This is a genomic window from Bacteroides sp. AF25-5LB (assembly GCF_003602965.1).
Lineage (GTDB): Bacteria > Bacteroidota > Bacteroidia > Bacteroidales > Bacteroidaceae > Bacteroides > Bacteroides uniformis.
Genome location: NZ_QTMC01000003.1, coordinates 224,151 through 244,941 on the forward strand (window position 1 = coordinate 224,151; position 20,791 = coordinate 244,941).

Sequence of the window (20,791 nt, forward strand, 5' to 3'; positions counted from 1 at the left end):
ATCTCCTATTTTTACGTCATATAACTATGATATAAAAAACAATATCTTATAACTAATAACTGAAAAGGATGGATAGACGAAATTTCTTGCGGACGGGAAGTCTGGCGATGTTAGGTTCGCTGGCAGTACCCTCGTTGGCTATGCCTGCGTCAGTACGCGGAGCTTTAGGAGGAGCAGATAATCAGTCTGCCGTAGCTTCGGCAATGGTTCACTTCGGTGTGACGGAGGCTGACTTGAAGAAAGTGATGGCTGCCGCTCTGGAAAAAGGCGGCGATTATGCTGACCTTTATTTTGAACACACATTCAACAACAGTGTGGTTCTGATGGACGGCAAAGTAAACAACTGTGGAGCTAACATTGACTTCGGTATGGGCGTACGCGTATTGGCAGGCGACCAGACGGGTTATGCTTATGTGGAAGGGGTAACTATGGAAGAAATGCTGCGTGCTGCACGTACTGCTGCCCGTATCGCCTCTTCGGGCAAGGCCGGAAAATCTGTAGGACTGACGGAAAAGACAATTGCCAAAAGCCGCTATGCCGTCACTGAACCTTGGGAGGACGTGAGTGTCAAGGCAAAAATACCTTATTTAGAAAAGCTGAACGAAAAGATTTTCTCTTTGGACAATCGTGTACGTAAGGTGCAGGCTTCTCTTTCTGACAGTACATCGCACGTGCTGTTCTGTAATTCCGAGGGCGTGAGCTACTACGACTACCGTCCGATGGTTTCTTTTATGGCAGTCTGCATCATGGAAGAGAATGGAAAGATGGAGAACGGTTATGCCGGTCGTTCTTACCGCAAGGGTTTTGAATTCATGACGGATGACATCGTGGATATTATTGCACGTGAGGCGGTGGATAAGACTGCTATCTTGTTCAAGGCTGTGAAACCCAAAGGTGGCGAAATGCCCGTCGTGATGGGGGCTGGCGGTTCGGGTATCTTGTTGCACGAAGCCATAGGACATGCTTTTGAGGCTGACTTCAACCGTAAACGTACTTCCATTTTCTGCGACCTTTTGGGAAAGAAGGTGTGCGATGAGCATATCAACGTGGTGGATGACGGTACCATCGCCTTCAATCGTGGAGCCGTGAATTTCGACGATGAGGGTGTGGAAGGTCAGAAAACCTATATCGTGAAGGAAGGTATCCTGACCAGTTATCTGCACGACCGCATCAGTGCCAAGCATTATGGGGTGGATCCTACTGGAAACGGACGTCGCGATACTTTCCGTAATACTCCTATCCCCCGTATGCGTGCCACTTATATGGAAGCCGGCAATATGAAGGAAGCGGACATTATCTCCACCGTGAAGAAAGGTATCTATTGTGACCAGTTTACCAATGGCCAGGTGCAAATCGGTGCCGGAGACTTTACCTTCTTTGTGAAGTCGGGTTACTTGATTGAGGATGGCAAGCTGACGCAGCCCGTCAAGGATATAAATATCATCGGTAATGGTCCGAAAGCATTGGCTGACATCACGATGGTGGCAAATAACGATAAGATTGACAACGGTACTTGGACTTGTGGTAAAGACGGTCAGTCTTGTCCCGTTACCTGCGGTATGCCATCGGCACTAGTCAGCAAGCTGACTGTAGGAGGAGAAAGTTAATTATCAACTATCAATTAAAGACATGATTACAGACGACAATAAGAAATTGGCACAATGGGCAATGGAATATGCCTTGAAGAACGGTTGCCAGGCAGCCAAACTGGTGCTATATACAAATTCTAATTCTTCTTTTGAACTGCGTGACGGCAAAATGGACCGTTTGCAGCAGTCTACGGAGAATGGTTTGGGATTGAATCTTTATGTGGACGGACGTTTCGGCTCTTTTTCCACCAATCGGCTGGATAAGAAAGAATTGGAAACTCTTATCACGAATGGTATAGAGTCTACCCGCTATCTGGCGGTGGATGAGTCGCGTATGCTGGCCGACCCTGCACGCTACTATAAAGGAGGCAAGCCTGACTTGCAGCTTTTTGATAAGAAACTCTATGAAGTCAACCCGGATGATAAAGTGGCGATTGCCCGTGCTGCTGCAGAGGAGGTATTGGGCAAGGATGAGCGTATCATTTCGGTTGATTCTTCTTATAGTGATGGTGAGGGTTCTTCCTATCGTTTGATAAGCAACGGATTTGAAGGCGAGTCGAAGAGTACCTGGTTCTCTGTCTCAGCCAGTGTATCCATTAAGGGAGAAGGTGAAGCGCGTCCTCAGGATTACTGGTACGACTCGGCTCTGTTCTATGATAAATTGACGAAGACGGGAATCGGTGCCAAGGCATTGGAACGCGTATTGCGCAAGCTGGGACAGAAGAAAGCAAAGTCGGGTAAATATACAATGGTGGTTGACCCTATGAATGTGGGAAATCTGCTCAGCCCGATGCTAAGTGCATTGTATGGCAGTGCTCTGCAACAAAAGAATTCCTTCTTGATGGACAAGCTGGATGCGAAGGTGGCTTCGGACCTCTTCACGTTGCGTGACGAGCCGCATGTCATCGGTGCAAACGGTTCGCGCTACTTCGATAATGAGGGTGTGGCTACTGAACCCCGCACTGTCTTTGATAAGGGTGTGCTGAAAACTTATTTCATCGATACCTACAATGGTAAGAAGATGAATATGGCTCCTACTATCAGTACGCCTTCACGCCTGATTCTGGCACCGGGTGATAAAGACCTGAACGGGTTGGTGGCAGATGTTAAACAAGGCATTTTGGTTACGGGCTTCAATGGCGGTAACAGCAATAGCAGTACCGGTGACTTCTCTTATGGTATAGAGGGGTTTCTTATTGAAGACGGTAAGCTGACACAGCCTGTCAACGAAATGAATGTGACGGGTAACATGGTTGCTTTGTGGAATTCCTTGGTTGCTGTGGGCAATGACCCTCAACCAAACCGCTCATGGCAGATTCCTTCGTTGGTATTTGAGGGAGTCGACTTCAGCGGATTGTAATGCTAGTTCAACATCAAGCTCATATATGGGCTTGATGTTGCAAATATTTTTTCGGTGAGTTCACCGATTGTAAGTGCCAAGTGGCTGCCTGGCAGACGCTTGGCACTATTCATACATTTACCATTGTTGAGGTAGTAGTAACCGTTATTGGCACTGACTTGCTCATCAGTAAGATGAATGCTGAGTTCCAGTTCCGGATGGACCGTAGCATAGAGTTGCAGCATGGTTTTGGCATTGATGATGCGTGCCATGCCCAAAAGTTGGCTTTCACCGGTAGCGGGAAGAGTGAGAACCCGGATGGACGGGAGATTCAGGCTTTGGCAGATATGTTGAAGCAGTAAAGTTTTTGTTGCGGGAGTATCCGACACGATTTCTCCAATGCGCCAGTTGGCTTTCCCTATCGGATAGGTAATGGCCAAAGCCGTGATTTCCTCCCCATTGCTCAATGTGCAAACGAAGCCCTGTCCCAGTTGTAAATCGGCAATGATAACCTGGAAATCCTCTTCCGTATGCTGGATGCAGCAAGGGCGCTCCCGCAATTTCCGGTCGAGATATTCATATCTTTTTTCAGTATATTCGGCAGACATTTCCAAAGTAAGGCCCGTATCGGCTGTCGGTGTACCGGAAGCGATAAAGGTCTCTTCGGCATAGCGGAATACGGGGGCATAACCGCTACGGCCATAGTAGTCGAACAGCCACGGTTCTGCCGGTATTAGGGTGGATAAGGCGACATTATTGTGTAGCATCCGTGCAAAGGCTTGTGATAACAGCTCGTGCATTACGCCCTGGTTACGGTAATCAGGGTGTGTGCAGGCGCCGGATATATAGGCTGTATGAATATCTTCTCCTTCGAACGTCATAGGATAAGGCAACATTTGTAGGGAGGCAATCACTTCTTCGCCGCTTTGGATGGCAATATTGATATCATTGTTGTAGCGGAGCCGAAAATATAATTCAGTAAATTCCTCACTATCATTGAAACAGAGCTTCCATAGCTTCTTTACCTTTTCCCGCATCATCAATCCCTTATTCTTTTAATCCTTAATCCTTACTCTCACCACTTAATCGCTTCCACCGGCTCGTCTTTCAGACATGCCACGTATTTTTCCAGAATAATGGCAGGCTGGTACGAAAGTTTGGCCTTGCGCAATCCTTCAATACCCAAATCCTCTTCACGGTTGAGGTAGACATATTGTTCGGGGATGTGGTTGGCAAATTCATAGTTAATCATTGCGTATGCTCCGTCTATGCTGGTATCGGCCTTTTCCACATGTACCCCGAAGGTATCTTGGTTGATGGGCATTCCGAAAGTGAAGGCGGCAATTTTGCCGTCTACATGCAGGATGCCTCCGGTCAGTCCCAGTTCTTCAAAATTGTGGAGGGCGTAGACCAGTGCGCGACGTTCGTTGCCCGTTCCTTCATGCTGGTCGCAGTTGTTGGCCTTACACCATTCAGCTTCCAGGTCCAGACATTCCTGGATGCGGTCGGGAGTGATGGGAGTATATTCGTAATTATAGGTGCGTTTAAATTTGTTGACATGATTCCGTTTGGACTGGAATTTCTTTCCGGCAAGCGTAGCGAGCTCTGTACGCAGATAGAGGTAATCGGCATAATCCCGGTCTGCTGTGAACTGGAATTTTCCGGGCATGAAGGCTTCCAGTTCCGAGCACATGCCCGAACATATTCCCAGCAGGCAGAAAGGTTCTCCTTCCCGGTGTGCGTCTTCGACCAGTGCGTCCAGTACTTTTGTCAAATCTCCGTTGCCTATCGGCATCATGTACACCAGTTCGTCGCTTGCCCAGAATTTCAATAGGAGGAAGCCGTCCATGATGGCAAACTTTGTATTGTATAGAAAACGCCAGCTGCATAGGTTGGAGAAAGAGAGGTCGCAATTCCGTCGCGGACTGTTCTGTGTATAGGAGGTAATCAGTTTTTTGTCTTGTAATTCGATATCTTTAAATGAAATCATACGTTGTTTTTAGTTGGTTATGATTATAGATAACAAAAATAAGAAGATTTTGTTAGAGTAGCCCTAATAATCGCAGGATAGTTGGGGTCAGCAATGCTGTGAAGATACCGTTCAGGGTCAGGCCGAGGCTGGCGAATGCGCCGTATTTGCGGCTGATGTCCATGGCAGTGGAAGTTCCTACCGCGTGGGCGGCGGCTCCCAAGGAAAGGCCTTGTGCCATAGGACTGCCGATGTGGGTCAGTTTCATGGTCTTGAAGCCCAGTATTCCTCCCAGTAAGCCTACGCAGACCACTACGGCGGCGGTAAGTGAGGGAATGCCGCCCAGCGACTTGGTTACTTCCATGGCTATCGGCGTAGTGACCGACTTGGGTGCCAGGGAGTAGATTATCTCGTCGGAAGCCCCCATCAATTTAGCTATCAGCACGACAGAGATAACTCCCACAATGCAGCCGGCAAGTTGTGACAGCATGATGGGGAGCAGTTGTTTCTTAATCGTTTCCAATTGGAGGTATAGGGGGACGCCCAGAGCTACAACAGCGGGCTTTAGCCAGAATTCTATCAGATGTCCTCCTTCATTGTAGGTCTCATAACTGATATGTGTCATCTTCAGGAAGACAATGAGGATGGCGATTGTCAGCAGGATGGGGTTCAGCAACATGATGCCGGTCTTTTTCTGCAGGAGTTTGGCTAGAAAGAAAATCCCGAAGGTGACAGCCAATAGGAAAAATTCGTTTTCTAAAAAGTTCATTTGATTTTACGTGTTAGTTGGTGAACCCATCCGGTGACTACAATCACCAGCAGGGTGCTGATTATGGAAGCGGTTACTATCGGCCAGAACTCGGAGGCGATGACATCGAAGTAAAGCATGAGGGCTACACCGGGCGGTACAAAGAAAAAGCCCAGGTTGGCAACCAGGAAGTCGGACATACCCTGCACCCAGTGCAGTTTAATCCAACCCAATTTCAAGAATAGGGTGAGCAGCAACATACCGATGATGCTGGAAGGCAACTTGATACCTGTAAGGAAAACAATCAGTTCACCCAAAGCTAAGCATCCGAAAAGGATGGCGCATTGACGAATCATACTATTATAATACCTATTGTTATATGTTGAAAACGCTGCAAAGGTAGGTATTCTATGTATTGCTTGTTATCGTTATAACCTGATTTTTTTCATGTCGTTTGCAGAGTCGGGTAGGTTATTCCTGCCGGACGGGTAATTGTTTGTTGCAGAGGGGTACGTGCGCGTACACACGAATGCGGGGAACAGCTAATGTTAAATAATATAATAATTATGGACTGAACAGTAAAAAGACCGACATTTGCAATGTAGATATTGCAAAATTGTGTACTTTTGCGGCGTGAATAACACATACTGCCGATTCTTAATAGACAATTAAAATATCATGCAAAGATTAATTAATGAAATTGTTGAGCGCGCCAAAGCAAACCGCCAACGAATTGTTCTTCCCGAGGGTACGGAAGAACGTACATTGAAAGCTGCCAATCAGATATTGACTGATGGGGTGGCCGACTTGATTATCCTTGGAAAACCTGCTGAGATAGAGGCTTGTGCCAAAGAGTGGGGATTGGGGAACATCAATAAGGCTACCATTATCGACCCGGAAGATCATCCTAAGAAAGAAGAATATGCCCAGTTGCTTTGCGAACTTCGTAAGAAGAAAGGCATGACCATCGAAGAGGCTCGCAAGCTGGTTGTCGACCCGCTTTATTTAGGCTGTCTGATTATAAAGAATGGAGATGCTGACGGCCAGTTGGCAGGTGCACGCAACACTACGGGCAATGTACTTCGTCCTGCTTTGCAGATTATCAAGACTGCTCCGGGCATCACTTGCGTTTCGGGTGCCATGCTGCTGCTGACGCATGCTCCTGAATATGGAAAGAACGGCATCCTGGTGATGGGTGACGTGGCTGTGACTCCGGTGCCCGATGCAGAACAATTGGCACAGATTGCCGTATGTACGGCACGTACAGCTCAGGCAGTTGCCGGTCTCGATCCGAAAGTTGCCATGCTGAGCTTCTCTACCAAGGGCTCTGCCAAGCACGAAGTGGTGGATAAAGTGGTTGAGGCATTGAAGATTGCCAAGGAAATGGCTCCCGACATTGCCATCGATGGTGAGTTGCAGGCCGATGCTGCTTTGGTGCCGGAAGTAGGTGCAAGCAAGGCTCCGGGTTCTTCCATTGCCGGACATGCCAATGTACTGGTTGTTCCCAGTCTTGAGGTGGGTAATATTTCCTATAAGCTGGTACAACGTCTGGGACATGCCGATGCTGTAGGTCCTATCCTGCAAGGTATTGCCCGTCCGGTGAACGACCTTTCACGCGGTTGCTCCATCGAGGACGTTTATCGCATGATTGCCATTACTGCAAATCAGGCTATTGCAGCCAAAAAGAACGCTGAATAACTTCTAAATCTGATATATAATATGAAAATCTTAGTATTGAACTGCGGTAGCTCGTCCATCAAGTACAAATTGTTTGATATGGACCGGAAGGAAGTTATCGCCCAGGGTGGTATTGAAAAAATTGGTTTGAAAGACTCTTTCCTGAAGTTCACCTTGCCCAGCGGTGAGAAGAAGATTCTTGAAAAGAATATTCCCGAACATACTGTAGGTGTGGAATTTATTCTGAACACCTTGACAAACTCTGAATATGGAGCCATCAAGTCTTTGGACGAAATCAATGCCGTAGGCCACCGTATGGTGCATGGAGGCGAAAAATTCAGCGAGTCTGTACGACTGACGCCGGAAGTGCTTGCCGCCTTCACTGCCTGCAACGACCTGGCTCCGCTCCACAATCCTGCTAACCTGAAGGGTGTAAATGCAATATCTGCTATTCTGCCGGATGTTCCGCAGATTGGTGTATTTGATACGGCTTTCCACCAGACCATGCCGAAGCATGCCTATTTATATGCCGTGCCTTATGAGCTTTATGAAAAGTATGGTGTACGCCGTTACGGTTTCCACGGGACATCCCATCGTTATGTATCACAGCGCGTCTGCGAATTCCTGGGTGTAGAGCCGGCAGGAAAGAAGATTATCACTTGCCACATCGGTAACGGCGGTTCCATTACTGCCATTAAGGACGGCAAGTGCGTGGATACCAGCATGGGCCTGACTCCGCTTGAGGGGCTGATGATGGGTACCCGCAGCGGTGATATCGATGCCGGTGCTGTTTCCTTCATTATGGAAAAGGAAGGTCTGGATGTAAACGGTATATCCAACCTCCTGAACAAGAAGAGTGGTGTGCTGGGTATCTTCGGTGAATCCAGTGACATGCGCGACCTGGAAAATGCCGTAGCTGCCGGTAATCCGAAGGCTGTCCTGGCTGAAGAAATGTACTTCTACCGTATCAAGAAATATATCGGTGCCTATGCCGCTGCTTTGGGTGGTGTGGATATCGTAGTATTTACCGGTGGTGTCGGTGAGAATCAGGCAAGTGCCCGCTGGGGTGCATGCGAAGGCCTGGAATTCATGGGTATAAAGCTGGATGCTGAGAAGAACAAAGTACGTGGTGAAGAAATGGTTATTTCTACCGAAGATTCTCAGGTGAAGGTAGTGGTAATCCCCACTGACGAGGAGCTGATGATTGCTTCGGACACGATGGATATTCTGAAGAAGTAATATCGCTGTAATATCTCCCGGTTCCGGCTTCCCGGAGTCCGGATGTGGTTTCGCCCCTGCAAATATGTAATGTATTTGTAGGGGCGAAATGTTTTCCGAATCCTTTAAAATTGCTATCTTTGTTACTCGGTTAAAAACAATAAAGGCAATTTTCCGAATAACTTTAAATAAGAACTGCTTATGAAACGATTAATGTATGTGTTGTTCTTTGTACTGCTGACCAGCGGCATGGCCTATGCCCAGCAGGCGAAGTACGTGTTTTATTTCATCGGTGATGGAATGGGTGTGAACCAGGTGAACGGTACGGAGATGTATCTGGCCGAACAAGAAGGGCGCATCGGTGTAAAGCCTTTGCTGTTCACTTCTTTCCCGGTTGCCAGCATGGCGACTACCTTCTCTGCTACCAACTCTGTGACTGACTCTTCTGCTGCTGGAACAGCCTTGGCTACCGGTGTTAAGACTTACAACGGCGCTATCGGTATGGACGATAATAAGAGTGTGCTCCAGAGTGTGGCCGAGAGAGCTAAAAAGTCCGGTAAGAAAGTTGGGGTAACTACCAGCGTCAGCGTGGACCATGCTACTCCCGCCGCATTCTATGCCCATCAGCCGGACCGTGGCATGTATTACGAGATAGCCCTCGACCTGCCGAAAGCCGGTTTCGACTTCTATGCAGGCGGTGGTTTCTTGAAACCGACTACTACTGCCGACAAGAAAGAGGCTCCGAGCATCTTCCCTATCTTTGAAGAAGCCGGCTATACCGTTGCAAGAGGCCTTGACGAATACAAGTCGAAGTCTGCCCAGGCAGACAAGATGATTCTTATCCAGAAAGAAGGTGCAGAGCCTTCTTGCCTGCCCTATGCCATCGACCGCCAGGAAGGCGACTTGACGCTGGCCGAAATTACCGAGAGCGCCATCTCTTTCCTGACCAAAGGTAGTAACAAGGGTTTCTTCCTGATGGTTGAAGGTGGAAAGATTGACTGGGCCTGCCACGGAAACGACCCTGCCACAGCTTTTGAGGAAGTGGTGGATATGGATAACGCCATCAAGGTGGCTTACGAGTTCTATAAGAAGCATCCCAAAGAAACGCTGATTGTGGTAACAGCCGACCATGAAACCGGTGGTCTGGGGCTGGGTACCGGTAAGTACGAGCTTCAACTGAAAGCCCTTGCCAAGCAGAAGCAGTCTCAGGATATCCTTTCACGTTCCATCACGGACTTACGCAAGATGCGCAAGGTTATCAACTGGCCGGAAATGAAGGAATTCCTGGCAGAAAAGATGGGTTTCTGGAAAGAACTGCCGGTGAACTGGGAGCAGGAGAAGATGCTGCGTGATGCTTACGAAGAATCATTCGTAAACAAGCATGTAGTGTTTGAGGAAAGTCTTTATGCCAAGACTGAGCCCCTGGCCGTTGCCGCCAAGAAGGTAATGAGCCAGATTGCCATGGTAGGCTGGACCAGCGGTGGCCATACAGCCGGATATGTGCCGGTATTCGCAGTAGGTGCAGGCTCCAAGCTGTTCGTGGGTAAGATGGACAACACGGAAATCCCGAAACGCATAGCCAAGGCTGGCGGATACAAATAATAAAAAGTCACCACAGATTATGCGGAATTCTCACAGATTGGAAGCCCTGATATCAAGTATAATGGGATAATCTGTGAGAATCTGTGTATCAGTGGTGACTGTCAATTTATTCCTTAAGATCCTTCTTTATAATTTCATCCATCTCTCGGATACGTTTTTCCCGTTCCCTGGCGGATTTTACCTTCTGGTCCTTGTATCCGGTATCTGTCCGTTCGGAGACCTCTTCGCTCCATTCCTCGAATTCATCCGTTGCCGGACGTCCGTGCGGGTCTATGTTCTCTTCGGCAATCGGGTCGTTTCTGTAAATCATATCATCCATGACGCTAATGTTTTTAATGTTATGATGTTACTACAACCATGCCGGGAAAAAGTTCCGGTGACCTTCACTTTTTCGTAATCGTTTATAAGAATAAACGTTTTATAGCGCGGGCAGCAGGTACTTCCATATTAGATTCAGCTCTGCCTGCATGTCGGGGATGTTGGCGGTGACGGCAATGACGGCATCCTTGTCCGGCAACACCAGTATGTATTGTCCGTTGGCACCATCGGCACGGTAGGCGTTGTGGCGGCAGCGCCACATCTGGTAGCCGTAGCCCTGCAGCCAGTCGCTTGTCTTGGCGCTCATCTTCGCTTTCTTCAGCATCTCCGGTTTCATGCCGGCGGGCAGTGAGGGCACTTGGCAGGCAGATGCCTCCTTTACCCATTCTTCGGGCAGAATCTGCTGTCCGTTCCAGTTTCCTTTCTGCAGGAACAGTTGTCCCATCTTGGCAAGGTCTTCCGTTTTGAGGTACAACCCCCAGCCTCCGGTATTGATGCCTTGCGGGCTTTCCTGCCACCGGGCGTTGACGATGCCAAGCGGGCGGAACAGACGGGGATAGAGATAATCCACCACTTTCTCGCCCGTCACTTTCTGTACGATGGCTGAGAGCATGTAGGTTCCCAGGCTGTTGTAGGTGTAGAAGGTACCGGGCTTGTGCTCCACGGGGAAGGCAAGGAACTCCTGCACCCAATCGGCGTCCGCCTTTTTGCGTACCGTTCCGGTGGGGTCGGTGTCGTGCCCGCAGTTCATGGTCAGCAGGTCGCGTACGGTCATGGCTGCCAGATTTTCGCTGACGGTTGCCGGAAGCTTGTCGGGGAAGAAGGAGATAACCTTGTCCGTCAGCTTCAGCCTGCCTTCGGAGGCGGCAAGTCCCACGGCGGTGGCGATGAATGTCTTGCTGACGGAGTTCAGGATGTGAGGCTCATCCTCTTTCCCTTCGCCCATCCATTCTTCGGCAATGACATTGCCGTGTTGCACAATCATGATACTGTGCAGGTCTTGTCCGGCTTTCTTTACGGCATCCAGATATCTGTTCATGGCCTTGTCCAGCTTCGGAGTAGCGGCGGCGCGGGGCAGGCCCTTGGTCAGTTGGTTGATGGAAATCAGCTTTATGCCTTTGTCCTCAATGGCTTTCCGGACGCGGGGGCTTGTCAGCAGGTCGGTCACTCCCTGGCGGTCCAGCGCCACGTCCTCATATCCGATGTGGAAGACGGTTTTCATTTCATCGTTGTCCAGTGCCGGGTGGTCTAAGAAAAGGTAGCGCTGGCCCGGTTGCAACTTCTCCAATGCTTTGATGAAGCTGGCCTCCTTTTCTTCGGCGGTTCTTTTGGGGCCGTCGTACCCGATGTAGGTAAACCGGTAGTCCTTGGAGGAGTCCATGCGGTCGATGGACGGCAGGTTGTATTCTTTGGCGAGCCGTTGCACCAGCTCGTTCACTTCCTTGCTGAAACCGGTGGAGAGCATGTGTCCGGACAGATGGCTGAGTTGCGGAATGCTTTTCAGCGTCGTCTCTATCTGCGCGCGGAACTCCTGCTCTATCTCCTTGATGTCCCATTTCTGCTCCATGATGGACTGTCCCGGATAGGCGGGGTTAGGGAACATCATCGGGTAGAAATAGCCGTTCTCGTCCGTCAGGCTGGGGCAGTGGGTCAGCGGACGCCACTTCACGTTCTCCCACTCGCTGGTGATGACGAGGTGCAGGCCGACGTCCAGTCCCGGATTTTCTCTCAGCATCTTGATGGCTTCCGGATACCAGGCTGCTACGGGCATCACTTCCACGCTGCGGGCAATACCCGAGCGGTAGGTCTGGATGCAGGCTTCGTTGACGGAATGCAGGGCACCGAGATCGTCAATGCGGATGACAAGTGTCGGGGCGCCGGATTGTCCCCATACCGGCAATGCTCCTGCTGCGAGCAGGCATCCGGCAATCATGTTTTTCAGTCTTAAAGGTTTCATGGGTGGTAATGGTATGATGGTTAACAGTTTGGAAATGCGGGTTATAGCTTCGTCTCTCCCTCCACAAAATTCTCAAGGAAGAGGTTCTCGCCGTCAAAGACGGCGTACGAGAAGTAGTTTATCCAGTCGCCGAGGATGAGGATGCGGGCGGTACTGCTCAGCATCAGGTCCAGTTCGATGTGGCGGTGACCGTAGATGAAGTAGTTGATGTTGGGATGGCTTTTCAGGTATTCCTTGGTGTAGAGCACCAGGTATTCGTTGTTTTCTCCCATGTATGCGGGTTCTTTCCCGTCTATGCGTTTCAAGCGGCTGTGCTTGGCCCAGTTCAGTCCCAGCTCCATGCTCCAGCGGGGGTGCAGGGCAGAGAACAGCGTCTGTAGGGTACGGCTGCGGAACATGGCGCGCAGCATCTTGAACTTCTTGTCCGGGTCGCCTAGCCCGTCACCGTGGGCAAGGTAGAACTCTTTTCCGAAGATTTCGGTGGTCAGCGGTTCGCGGTGTATCATGACGCCGCACTCCTTGGTCAGATAGTCGCCGCACCAAAGGTCATGGTTTCCCGTGAAAAAGTGGACTTCTACTCCCAGGTCGGTCAGTTCGGACAGCTTGCCCAGAAAGCGGGTGTATCCTTTGGGCACTACGGTACGGAATTCGTACCAGAAGTCGAACATATCTCCCAGCAGGTATACGGCCGATGCCTTGTGCTTGATGCTGTCCAAGAAGTTGACCAGCCTCCGTTCTTGGGTTCGTCCGTGTTCGATGGCTCGTGAGCCCAGGTGAGCATCCGAGAGGAAATATACATTCTTCATTTTCAACTTTCCATTTTCAACTTTGAACTTTCAACTGATTTAAAGGAATCCCAGTTCCAGTTTCGCTTCTTCGCTCATCATGTCCTTGTCCCACTCGGGTTCGAAAACGAGATTGATGGTGGCGGAGGTTACGCCGTCGATGGATTCCACCTTCTGGCGCACATCTTCCATGATGAAGTCGGCTGCCGGACAGTTGGGGGCAGTCAGCGTCATGTCGATGGAGGCTTCTCCCTGGTCGGAGACGTCTATTTTGTAAATCAGTCCCAGGTCGTATACATTTACCGGTATTTCCGGGTCAAATACGGTCTTGAGCATGGAGACTATTTTCTCTTCTATTTCAAATTTGGTCATATTCGTAGGGTTTTATATATAGGTTTTCAAAGAACAAAGCTATGGAATTTAATTGAAAATGCAAAGGAACGCCCTCCTTTTCATTACTTCAGAAAGGGTTTGACGGTGGGGAAACACGCTTCACCCTCTGGGGGAACTCCCTTTACCCCTGGGGAAACTCCTTTTACAATAGGCGGTAAAGGTCTTTACAATATGGGGTAAAGGGCGTTACAATATAGGGTAACGGCTTTTACATACCGCGGTAACGGCTTTTACATTGGCTGGTAAATAGCAGGTAAATACAATGTGCTGATAGTTAGTGTTATGACCGCTTTTGTCTTTCGTATAGTATGTCCGTAACTTGGATTATTTATAGCAATCCTTCGTCGTTGAAGCTGTAATGGCTTCCGTCCGTGACGATGACGTGGTCGGTCAGGTGTATGTTCATGGTTTGGGCGGCTTTCCTCACGAGTTCCGTCAGCCGCTGGTCGTCGTTGCTGGGGTGCGGGTTGCCGGAGGGATGGTTGTGGATAAGGGCTATCTGTGTGGCGCGTTGCAGCAGGGCTTCGCGCAGGATACTGCGCACGTCGGCGGTGGTCTGGTCGATGCCGCCGCGGCTGATGCGTACCTTGTCTATCACTTTGGCGGCGTGGTTCATAAGCAGTACCCAGAATTCTTCTGTGGCAAGGTCGCAGAGCAGGGGATGGAACAGCTCGTAGATGTCGGCGGAAGAGCGGATGGCGGTACGTCCGGAGCGTTCCTGCAGCTTGCGGCGTTTGCCCAGTTCCAGGGATGCCATGACGGTGATGCTTTTGGCGGGGCCCATGCCTTTGAATCGGGAGAAGTCCCGCACCTCCCATTTGCCCAGGCGGTTGAGGTCGTTGCCGTAGGCGGCGAGTATGCGCTGCATCAGTGTCACGGCGGTTTCTTCCGTATTGCCGGAGCCGATGAGGATGGCTAGCAGTTCGGCATCGCTCAAGGCTTCCGCCCCTTTCTGCATCATCTTTTCCCGCGGGCGGTCCTCTGCAGCCCACTGGTTGATATTCAGTTTCTCCATATCATCCCTAATCCTTAACCTCTAATCCTCCTTATTTGTAAAAGTTCTTTTTGAACGCCTCGAACTCGTCCTTGCCAAGTATGCAGCGGTTCCACCAGGCGCGCAGGAACCCCGTCCCGTATCCGATGAGCTGGATGAAGGAGGCGGCAACGGAGTAGAGTCCGATGCTGAGGCTACGGTTCCGGATAGTGGAGCCCATGCATACCAGAAGCGCATAAAGAGTGATGGGCAGCAGGCTGTACGGGCAGAAGGGCGTTCCCAGCAGGAATATGGCCACTCCCAGGGTAAATGCAGCCGGCAGCAGGTGGACGAGCTTCAGCGATTCCGGATACTTCTTGTACAGATTGATGCGGGCAATCCCGGAATTGTGTACCTGCTTGAAGAATTTTCGGAAGTCTGTCCGTCGCTTGTGGTATACCCAGGCACCGGGGAACAGCCGGCATGTATATCCTCCCTTGAAGATTCGGATGCTGAAGTCGATGTCCTCCCCGAAGCGCATCCGCGAGAATCCGCCCAGGGCTTGGTACACTTCCTGCCGCACACCCATGTTGAAGCTACGCGGATAGAACTTGTCCATCTTCTTCTTCCCCCCACGGATACCGCCGGTGGTGAAGAAGGAGGTCATGGAGTAGTTGATGGCTTTCTGTATGTTTGTGAATGATTCGTGCGCGCGGTCGGGGCCTCCGAAGGCATCGACGGCTTTGTGCTGCAGCTCTTCTTCCACAGCAAGGAAATAACCTTCGGGCAGGATGCAGTCCGAATCCAGTATTATCAGGTATTCGCCCTTGCTTCGTTCCGCCCCGTAGTTACGGGTCTGCCCGGGGCCGGAGTTGGGCTTGTCATAATAATGCACGTCCAATAGTTCCTGATACTTCTCTGTGACCGGCTTGCAGGGGATGGAGGAGCCGTCCTCCACCACAATCACTTCAAAATCCTTGAAACTTTGCTGTGTCAGGCTTTGCAGCAGTTCATCCACCTCATCGGGGCGGTTGTATACGGGGATGATGACGGAGTATCTCATGGGTATGGCTTTATGTTTTGGTTGTCTCCGCAAAGATATATCATTTAAGCTTTGCAGATGAATAAATGGAAAAAAAATCCCCGGATGCCAAGTGGAGCACCGGGGATGATATGAAAAGGGCATTTGCCTGACTTCCAAAAGGGCTTATGCTTTTACGCGGCTTACGTAAGAACCGTCGCGCGTATCGATTTCGATAGTCTCGCCTTCGTTGATGAACAAAGGAACGCGGACCGTTGCACCTGATTCTACCGTAGCGGGCTTCAGCGTGTTGGTGGCTGTGTCGCCTTTCAGTCCCGGCTCCGTATAGGTAATCTTCTGCTGAACCTTGATGGGCACATCAGCATAGAGTACGGTTTCTGTAGAAGCGTCTGATACCACGTCTACTATCATTCCTTCGAGCAGGAAGTCAACACCGTTGATGAGGTCGTGGGCGATGGGAATTTGGTCAAAAGTCTCCTGGTTCATGAATTGGTAGTTGTCACCGTCATGATAGAGATATTGGTGGGGACGACGTTCTACACGTACGTCTTCCAGTTTCTCACCGATGTTGAAACGGCGTTCCAGAACGTAACCGTTCACCACGTCTTTCAGCTTGGTGCGCATGAAAGTATTACCTTTTCCCGGCTTTACATGCAGGAAGTCGATACAGAAATACAGCTTGCCGTCCATACGGATGCAAGTTCCGATTTTAATGTCTTGGGCATTAATCATACTTATAGTCTTTAATATTATTATATTGGTATTTACTTCGTTAGTGCTGGTTTGCGAGTGCAAAAGTAATGGAAATCGGTAAAAAACACAAAAACTTTTGAGAGAAAATGAGTTATCTCTTGGTTTATTTGAAAAAAGTATCTATTTTTGCAGCCCGAATTCGTGAGAATAATAACATAAAACAAGATACAGTAATGAAAAGAACATTTCAACCCTCGAACAGAAAGAGAAAGAACAAACACGGTTTCCGTGAGAGAATGGCTACAGCAAACGGCCGCAGAGTATTGGCAGCACGTCGTGCTAAAGGCAGAAAGAAACTGACTGTTTCTGACGAATACAACGGAGTAAAGGCATAATAGGCCGTTCTCGTTCGTATTAAAGAAATAAGGGAGCTGCAAAAGACTGATTCTGGTCTTTTGCAGCTTTTCTTATGTATTGTGCCCGCTTCTCCGGAAAAAACTATTGCCAACTCCGTGTACTATGTGGTGAAAATTGTATCTTTGTCCCAAATAATGCATTATCGATTATGACAATAAAAGATTTTTTCTCTTTCCGGCAGAACCGGTTCTTCTGGGCGAACATCCTTGCGATGGCCGTTGTGGTAGTGGGATTGCTGTTCGGAGTGCTGAAAGGACTGGATATATATACCCGCCACGGCGAGGCTGTGATAGTGCCCGATGTGAAGGGCATGGGAGTGGAGGAAGCCGAGAAAATGTTCCGTAACCGCGGCTTGGTCTGCATCGTTTCGGATTCCAGTTATGTCAAGACTCTTCCTGCCGGCTGCATCCTCGAATATAATCCGGCAGCCGGACAAAAGGTAAAGGAAGGACGTACCATCTATCTTACAATCAATACGATTGAAGTCCCTCTGCACATAGTGCCCGATGTGGCGGACAACAGTTCGCTGCGGCAGGCGGAAGCGCGTATTCTGGCTTCGGGCTTCAAGCTGGCCGAGATACAGTATATTCCGGGTGAGAAGGACTGGGTGTATGGCGTGAAGTATAAGGGGCGTCAGCTTTCCATCGGCGAGAAAGTGCCCACCGGCGCAGTGCTGACGCTGATGGTGGGAGATGGAGGCGCCTTGAAGGCAGACTCCCTGGGAGTGGATTCTGTGGGAGGTACCGTTGAACCCGTGTTGTCCGAAGACTCCGCGGCAGATGAGTCCTGGTTCTGATAAACATCTGACTCCAATCGTAAATTGTAAATAGTCAAATTGTAAATGCCGTGATGATAGAAGAATTGCCGGATGATATAGATAATGATGAGCTGGACGACGTAGAGCCGGTGGGTGACGAGGCGCAACTCTATGAACACTTCCGTGTGGTGGTGGACAAGGGGCAGGAGATGATGCGGGTGGACAAGTATCTGTTCGACCGCTTGACGAACTCTTCGCGCAATCGCATCCAGAAGGCTGCCGATGCAGGCTTCGTAATGGCGAACGGCAAGGCTGTGAAAAGCAGCTATAAGGTGAAGCCGATGGATGTAATCACTGTGATGATGGACCGTCCACGCTATGAGAATGAAGTCATCCCCGAAGACATCCCCCTTGATATAGTATATGAGGACAAGTATCTGATGGTAGTGAACAAACCTGCCGGTCTGGTGGTGCACCCCGGTCATGGCAACTATCACGGTACGCTTGTCAACGCCATAGCCTGGCATATGAAGGATAATCCCGATTATGATGCCAATGACCCGCATGTGGGACTGGTGCACCGCATCGACAAGGACACCTCCGGCCTGCTGGTGATAGCCAAGACTCCGGATGCCAAGACGAATCTCGGCAACCAGTTCTTCAACAAGACGACAAAACGCCGTTACCGGGCGCTGGTCTGGGGAAATGTAGAGCAGGATGAAGGGACCGTTGTCGGCAATATCGGTCGTAATCCCAGGGATCGCATGCAGATGACCGTCCTCCCCGACGACCAGGGAAAGCATGCCGTCACCCATTACCGGGTGCTCGAACGTTTGGGATACGTCACACTGGTGGAATGTATCCTTGAAACGGGACGCACCCATCAAATCCGTGTGCACATGAAGCATATCGGACACATACTTTTCAACGACGAACGTTACGGTGGACACGAAATCCTGAAAGGAACCCACTTCGCTAAATACAAACAATTTGTAAACAACTGCTTCGACACTTGTCCGCGGCAGGCATTGCATGCCATGACGTTGGGGTTTGTGCATCCCGTCACCGGAGAAGAAATGTACTTCACTTCGGAATTGCCCGATGACATGACCCGGCTGATAGACAAATGGAGAGGCTATATCAGTAACAGAGAATTAGAATGAAACGCACGATTGCTATTGTAGCCGGAGGAGATACCTCCGAATTCCACGTCTCCCTGCGTAGTGCACAGGGGATTTACTCCTTCATCGACAAGGAGAAGTATACCTTATATATTGTAGAAATGCACGGACTGGACTGGCATGTACAGCTGCCCGACGGCGCTAAGGCTCCGGTAGACCGCAATGACTTCAGCTTCGTGCTGGATGGCGAGAAAGTGACATTCGACTTTGCCTATATTACCATCCACGGAACTCCGGGTGAGGACGGCCGTCTGCAGGGCTATTTTGATATGCTCCATATCCCTTATTCGTGTTGCGGAGTACTGGCAGCGTCGCTCACGTACGATAAGTTTGCCTGCAACCAGTATCTGAAAGGTTTCGGTGTGCGCATTGCCGAATCGTTGTTGCTGCGCGACGGACAGTCGGTAACGGATGAAGATGTGATGGAGAAAATCGGTCTGCCTTGCTTCATTAAGCCCAGCTTGGGAGGTTCCAGCTTCGGCGTGACCAAGGTGACGGCGAAAGAGCAGATACAACCTGCCATAGCCAAGGCATTTGCGGAAGCGCAGGAAGTACTGGTGGAGGCCTTTATGGACGGAACCGAGATTACCTGCGGCTGTTACAAAACAAAAGACAAGTCCGTAGTGTTCCCCATTACGGAGGTGGTGAGCCACAACGAGTACTTCGATTATGAAGCTAAGTATAATGGTGCGTCTGACGAGATTACTCCCGCCCGCATCTCGGACGATTTGACCCGCCGGGTGCAGACGCTGACTTCTGCCATTTATGATATACTTGGGGCCTACGGCATTATCCGTGTGGACTATATCATTACTGAAGGGGAAAAAATCAATCTGCTGGAGGTGAATACCACCCCCGGAATGACTGCCACCAGCTTTATTCCCCAGCAGGTTCGTGCTGCCGGAATGGAGATGAAGGATGTAATGACAGATATTATAGAAAACAAGTTTAAGGATTAATCATTATTCATTATGAATGCGAACGTGGAATTTGATGAAATCCGTCCTTATCATGATGAGGAACTTCCTCAAGTCTATGAGGAACTGATTGCCGATGCGGCGTTCCGACAGGCAGTGGATACAGTGATGCCTGGTGTACCTTTTGAAGTCTGGTCGCAGAAAATGCGCGCGTGTAAAACCAAACTGGAATTTCAGAAGACCTTCTGCTATGGGCTTCTGTGGAAGCTGGCGAAGGAGGCTACGGATGGATTGACTTTGGACTATACCGCGCTGCCGGCAGACAAGTCGGCGGCGTATACCTATATCTCCAACCATCGCGACATTATTCTCGATTCCGGTTTCTTGTCCATTCTTTTGGTAGATCAGGGTATGGATACGGTGGAGATAGCCATTGGCGACAACCTGCTTGTCTATCCGTGGATTAAGAAATTCGTGCGTGTCAATAAGTCCTTCATCGTGCAACGTGCATTGACCATGCGCCAGATGCTGGAGGCTTCCGCACGCATGTCCCGCTATATGCACTATACCATCAGTGAGAAGAAACAGTCTATCTGGATTGCACAACGCGAAGGGCGTGCCAAGGACTCCAACGACCGCACGCAGGACAGTGTGCTGAAGATGCTGGCAATAGGCGGTGAAGGCGACGTCATTGACCGCTTGATGGAAATGAACATAGCTCCGCTTGCCATTTCCTATGAATACGACCCTTGCGACTTCCTGAAAGCGCAGGAGTTCCAACTGAAACGGGACATTGAAGGCTATAAGAAAACGACGGCTGACGACTTGCTGAATATGCAGACCGGACTGTTTGGCTATAAAGGGCGGGTACATTTCCAGACGGGTGCCTGCATGAATGATGAATTGGCGAAGATAGACCGCTCGCTTCCGAAGCCCGAACTCTTTGCACGCATGTCTGCACTGATAGACAAACGCATTCATGCCAGCTACCGGATGTATCCCAATAATTATGTGGCGCACGACCTTCTCGAGGGGAAGGAGGATTTTTCCGACCATTACACTGCCGGGGATAAGCAGCGCTTCACGGCCTATATAGAACAACAGTTGGAGCGTATCTCCATTCCTAATAAGGACGTGGACTTCCTGCGCGGAAAAATGCTGCTGATGTATGCCAACCCGTTGAAGAATTATCTGGCGGCTATAAAAGAATGAATAC

At 49.8% G+C, this 20,791-nt stretch carries 21 protein-coding genes; 10 read left to right on the top strand and 11 right to left on the bottom strand.

What is annotated here, in order from left to right; translation table 11 throughout:
- The first annotated feature begins 68 nt into the window (after positions 1 to 68).
- Both DWY57_RS05020 and DWY57_RS05025 read left to right on the top strand, forming a co-directional pair.
- The gene (locus DWY57_RS05020) at positions 69 to 1,607 is read left to right on the top strand and encodes a TldD/PmbA family protein (RefSeq protein ID WP_117600256.1); all 1,539 of its coding nucleotides are present in this window, start codon (positions 69 to 71) and stop codon (positions 1,605 to 1,607) included.
- A gap of 22 nt (positions 1,608 to 1,629) precedes the next feature.
- Positions 1,630 to 2,949 (top strand): TldD/PmbA family protein, encoded by a 1,320-nt coding sequence (locus DWY57_RS05025; RefSeq protein ID WP_117600257.1) that lies wholly within the window; start codon positions 1,630 to 1,632, stop codon positions 2,947 to 2,949.
- A gap of 2 nt (positions 2,950 to 2,951) precedes the next feature.
- Here DWY57_RS05025 and DWY57_RS05030 read toward each other — a convergent pair whose 3' ends face one another.
- From DWY57_RS05030 to DWY57_RS05045, 4 genes are read right to left on the bottom strand one after another with little or no spacing between them, the layout of a single operon-like run.
- The gene (locus DWY57_RS05030; RefSeq protein WP_117600258.1) at positions 2,952 to 3,968 is read right to left on the bottom strand and encodes a GNAT family N-acetyltransferase; all 1,017 of its coding nucleotides are present in this window, start codon (positions 3,966 to 3,968) and stop codon (positions 2,952 to 2,954) included.
- A 35-nt stretch (positions 3,969 to 4,003) separates the two neighbouring features.
- Entirely contained in the window at positions 4,004 to 4,918 is a 915-nt protein-coding gene (locus DWY57_RS05035; RefSeq protein WP_119961420.1) for a DUF2156 domain-containing protein, read from the bottom strand.
- A gap of 52 nt (positions 4,919 to 4,970) precedes the next feature.
- Positions 4,971 to 5,666, bottom strand: a complete 696-nt coding sequence (locus tag DWY57_RS05040; RefSeq protein WP_005824898.1) for an LrgB family protein — start codon at positions 5,664 to 5,666, stop codon at positions 4,971 to 4,973.
- Positions 5,663 to 6,001, bottom strand: a complete 339-nt coding sequence (locus DWY57_RS05045; protein WP_117600260.1) for a CidA/LrgA family protein — start codon at positions 5,999 to 6,001, stop codon at positions 5,663 to 5,665. The genes DWY57_RS05040 and DWY57_RS05045 overlap by 4 nt, the downstream gene beginning before the upstream one ends.
- 322 nt (positions 6,002 to 6,323) lie before the next feature.
- Between DWY57_RS05045 and pta the strand changes: the two genes are divergently transcribed.
- The 3 genes from pta (at position 6,324) to DWY57_RS05065 (ending at position 10,142) form a co-directional block, all read left to right on the top strand.
- Positions 6,324 to 7,343 (top strand): phosphate acetyltransferase, encoded by a 1,020-nt coding sequence (gene pta, locus DWY57_RS05055; protein ID WP_117600262.1) that lies wholly within the window; start codon positions 6,324 to 6,326, stop codon positions 7,341 to 7,343.
- Between the two features lie 21 nt (positions 7,344 to 7,364).
- Positions 7,365 to 8,561 carry an acetate kinase gene (locus tag DWY57_RS05060; RefSeq protein ID WP_117600263.1) on the top strand — a complete coding sequence of 399 codons (1,197 nt, stop codon included), beginning with the start codon at positions 7,365 to 7,367 and terminating at the stop codon, positions 8,559 to 8,561.
- A gap of 180 nt (positions 8,562 to 8,741) precedes the next feature.
- The gene (locus tag DWY57_RS05065; protein ID WP_117600264.1) at positions 8,742 to 10,142 is read left to right on the top strand and encodes an alkaline phosphatase; all 1,401 of its coding nucleotides are present in this window, start codon (positions 8,742 to 8,744) and stop codon (positions 10,140 to 10,142) included.
- A gap of 106 nt (positions 10,143 to 10,248) precedes the next feature.
- Here the strand turns inward: DWY57_RS05065 and DWY57_RS05070 are convergent, their stop codons facing one another.
- The 7 genes from DWY57_RS05070 to efp all read right to left on the bottom strand — a co-directional run bounded on the left by DWY57_RS05070 (position 10,249) and on the right by efp (position 16,342).
- The gene (locus tag DWY57_RS05070) at positions 10,249 to 10,461 is read right to left on the bottom strand and encodes a hypothetical protein (RefSeq protein WP_005834731.1); all 213 of its coding nucleotides are present in this window, start codon (positions 10,459 to 10,461) and stop codon (positions 10,249 to 10,251) included.
- Between the two features lie 99 nt (positions 10,462 to 10,560).
- The gene (locus tag DWY57_RS05075) at positions 10,561 to 12,417 is read right to left on the bottom strand and encodes a ChbG/HpnK family deacetylase (RefSeq protein ID WP_119961421.1); all 1,857 of its coding nucleotides are present in this window, start codon (positions 12,415 to 12,417) and stop codon (positions 10,561 to 10,563) included.
- Positions 12,418 to 12,458: 41 nt separating this feature from the next.
- Positions 12,459 to 13,223, bottom strand: a complete 765-nt coding sequence (locus DWY57_RS05080; protein WP_005824878.1) for a UDP-2,3-diacylglucosamine diphosphatase — start codon at positions 13,221 to 13,223, stop codon at positions 12,459 to 12,461.
- A gap of 39 nt (positions 13,224 to 13,262) precedes the next feature.
- On the bottom strand, positions 13,263 to 13,574 hold the full coding sequence (locus DWY57_RS05085; protein WP_005824875.1) for an iron-sulfur cluster assembly protein: 312 nt from the start codon (positions 13,572 to 13,574) through the stop codon (positions 13,263 to 13,265).
- A 349-nt stretch (positions 13,575 to 13,923) separates the two neighbouring features.
- The gene (radC, locus tag DWY57_RS05090; protein ID WP_119961422.1) at positions 13,924 to 14,610 is read right to left on the bottom strand and encodes a DNA repair protein RadC; all 687 of its coding nucleotides are present in this window, start codon (positions 14,608 to 14,610) and stop codon (positions 13,924 to 13,926) included.
- 31 nt (positions 14,611 to 14,641) lie between these two features.
- Positions 14,642 to 15,631, bottom strand: a complete 990-nt coding sequence (locus tag DWY57_RS05095; protein ID WP_117600266.1) for a glycosyltransferase — start codon at positions 15,629 to 15,631, stop codon at positions 14,642 to 14,644.
- Positions 15,632 to 15,775: 144 nt separating this feature from the next.
- Entirely contained in the window at positions 15,776 to 16,342 is a 567-nt protein-coding gene (gene efp, locus DWY57_RS05100; RefSeq protein WP_005825176.1) for an elongation factor P, read from the bottom strand.
- Positions 16,343 to 16,536: 194 nt separating this feature from the next.
- Between efp and rpmH the strand changes: the two genes are divergently transcribed.
- From rpmH to DWY57_RS05125, 5 genes are all read left to right on the top strand, one after another.
- Positions 16,537 to 16,698 carry a 50S ribosomal protein L34 gene (gene rpmH, locus DWY57_RS05105; RefSeq protein WP_004292199.1) on the top strand — a complete coding sequence of 54 codons (162 nt, stop codon included), beginning with the start codon at positions 16,537 to 16,539 and terminating at the stop codon, positions 16,696 to 16,698.
- Between the two features lie 170 nt (positions 16,699 to 16,868).
- Positions 16,869 to 17,516, top strand: coding sequence for a PASTA domain-containing protein (locus DWY57_RS05110; RefSeq protein ID WP_117600267.1), 648 nt, complete (start codon positions 16,869 to 16,871; stop codon positions 17,514 to 17,516).
- Between the two features lie 53 nt (positions 17,517 to 17,569).
- Positions 17,570 to 18,640, top strand: coding sequence for an RluA family pseudouridine synthase (locus tag DWY57_RS05115; RefSeq protein WP_005834741.1), 1,071 nt, complete (start codon positions 17,570 to 17,572; stop codon positions 18,638 to 18,640).
- Complete coding sequence (locus DWY57_RS05120; RefSeq protein WP_117600268.1) at positions 18,637 to 19,617, top strand: D-alanine--D-alanine ligase; 981 nt, start codon at positions 18,637 to 18,639, stop codon at positions 19,615 to 19,617. The genes DWY57_RS05115 and DWY57_RS05120 overlap by 4 nt, the downstream gene beginning before the upstream one ends.
- 12 nt (positions 19,618 to 19,629) lie before the next feature.
- Positions 19,630 to 20,787, top strand: a complete 1,158-nt coding sequence (locus tag DWY57_RS05125; RefSeq protein WP_117600269.1) for a 1-acyl-sn-glycerol-3-phosphate acyltransferase — start codon at positions 19,630 to 19,632, stop codon at positions 20,785 to 20,787.
- Positions 20,788 to 20,791 lie beyond the last annotated feature (4 nt).

Bases quoted from the DNA above. Each gene is read 5' to 3' on its own strand.
- DWY57_RS05115 (WP_005834741.1), top strand. From the start codon at position 17,570: ATGATAGAAGAATTGCCGGATGATATAGATAATGATGAGCTGGACGAC.
- pta (WP_117600262.1), top strand. From the start codon at position 6,324: ATGCAAAGATTAATTAATGAAATTGTTGAGCGCGCCAAAGCAAACCGC.
- DWY57_RS05035 (WP_119961420.1), bottom strand. From the start codon at position 4,918: ATGATTTCATTTAAAGATATCGAATTACAAGACAAAAAACTGATTACC.
- DWY57_RS05030 (WP_117600258.1), bottom strand. From the start codon at position 3,968: ATGATGCGGGAAAAGGTAAAGAAGCTATGGAAGCTCTGTTTCAATGAT.
- efp (WP_005825176.1), bottom strand. From the start codon at position 16,342: ATGATTAATGCCCAAGACATTAAAATCGGAACTTGCATCCGTATGGAC.
- DWY57_RS05120 (WP_117600268.1), top strand. From the start codon at position 18,637: ATGAAACGCACGATTGCTATTGTAGCCGGAGGAGATACCTCCGAATTC.
- DWY57_RS05110 (WP_117600267.1), top strand. From the start codon at position 16,869: ATGACAATAAAAGATTTTTTCTCTTTCCGGCAGAACCGGTTCTTCTGG.
- radC (WP_119961422.1), bottom strand. From the start codon at position 14,610: ATGGAGAAACTGAATATCAACCAGTGGGCTGCAGAGGACCGCCCGCGG.
- DWY57_RS05020 (WP_117600256.1), top strand. From the start codon at position 69: ATGGATAGACGAAATTTCTTGCGGACGGGAAGTCTGGCGATGTTAGGT.
- DWY57_RS05045 (WP_117600260.1), bottom strand. From the start codon at position 6,001: ATGATTCGTCAATGCGCCATCCTTTTCGGATGCTTAGCTTTGGGTGAA.
- DWY57_RS05125 (WP_117600269.1), top strand. From the start codon at position 19,630: ATGAATGCGAACGTGGAATTTGATGAAATCCGTCCTTATCATGATGAG.
- DWY57_RS05075 (WP_119961421.1), bottom strand. From the start codon at position 12,417: ATGAAACCTTTAAGACTGAAAAACATGATTGCCGGATGCCTGCTCGCA.
- DWY57_RS05060 (WP_117600263.1), top strand. From the start codon at position 7,365: ATGAAAATCTTAGTATTGAACTGCGGTAGCTCGTCCATCAAGTACAAA.
- DWY57_RS05065 (WP_117600264.1), top strand. From the start codon at position 8,742: ATGAAACGATTAATGTATGTGTTGTTCTTTGTACTGCTGACCAGCGGC.
- DWY57_RS05085 (WP_005824875.1), bottom strand. From the start codon at position 13,574: ATGACCAAATTTGAAATAGAAGAGAAAATAGTCTCCATGCTCAAGACC.
- rpmH (WP_004292199.1), top strand. From the start codon at position 16,537: ATGAAAAGAACATTTCAACCCTCGAACAGAAAGAGAAAGAACAAACAC.
- DWY57_RS05025 (WP_117600257.1), top strand. From the start codon at position 1,630: ATGATTACAGACGACAATAAGAAATTGGCACAATGGGCAATGGAATAT.
- DWY57_RS05095 (WP_117600266.1), bottom strand. From the start codon at position 15,631: ATGAGATACTCCGTCATCATCCCCGTATACAACCGCCCCGATGAGGTG.
- DWY57_RS05080 (WP_005824878.1), bottom strand. From the start codon at position 13,223: ATGAAGAATGTATATTTCCTCTCGGATGCTCACCTGGGCTCACGAGCC.
- DWY57_RS05040 (WP_005824898.1), bottom strand. From the start codon at position 5,666: ATGAACTTTTTAGAAAACGAATTTTTCCTATTGGCTGTCACCTTCGGG.
- DWY57_RS05070 (WP_005834731.1), bottom strand. From the start codon at position 10,461: ATGGATGATATGATTTACAGAAACGACCCGATTGCCGAAGAGAACATA.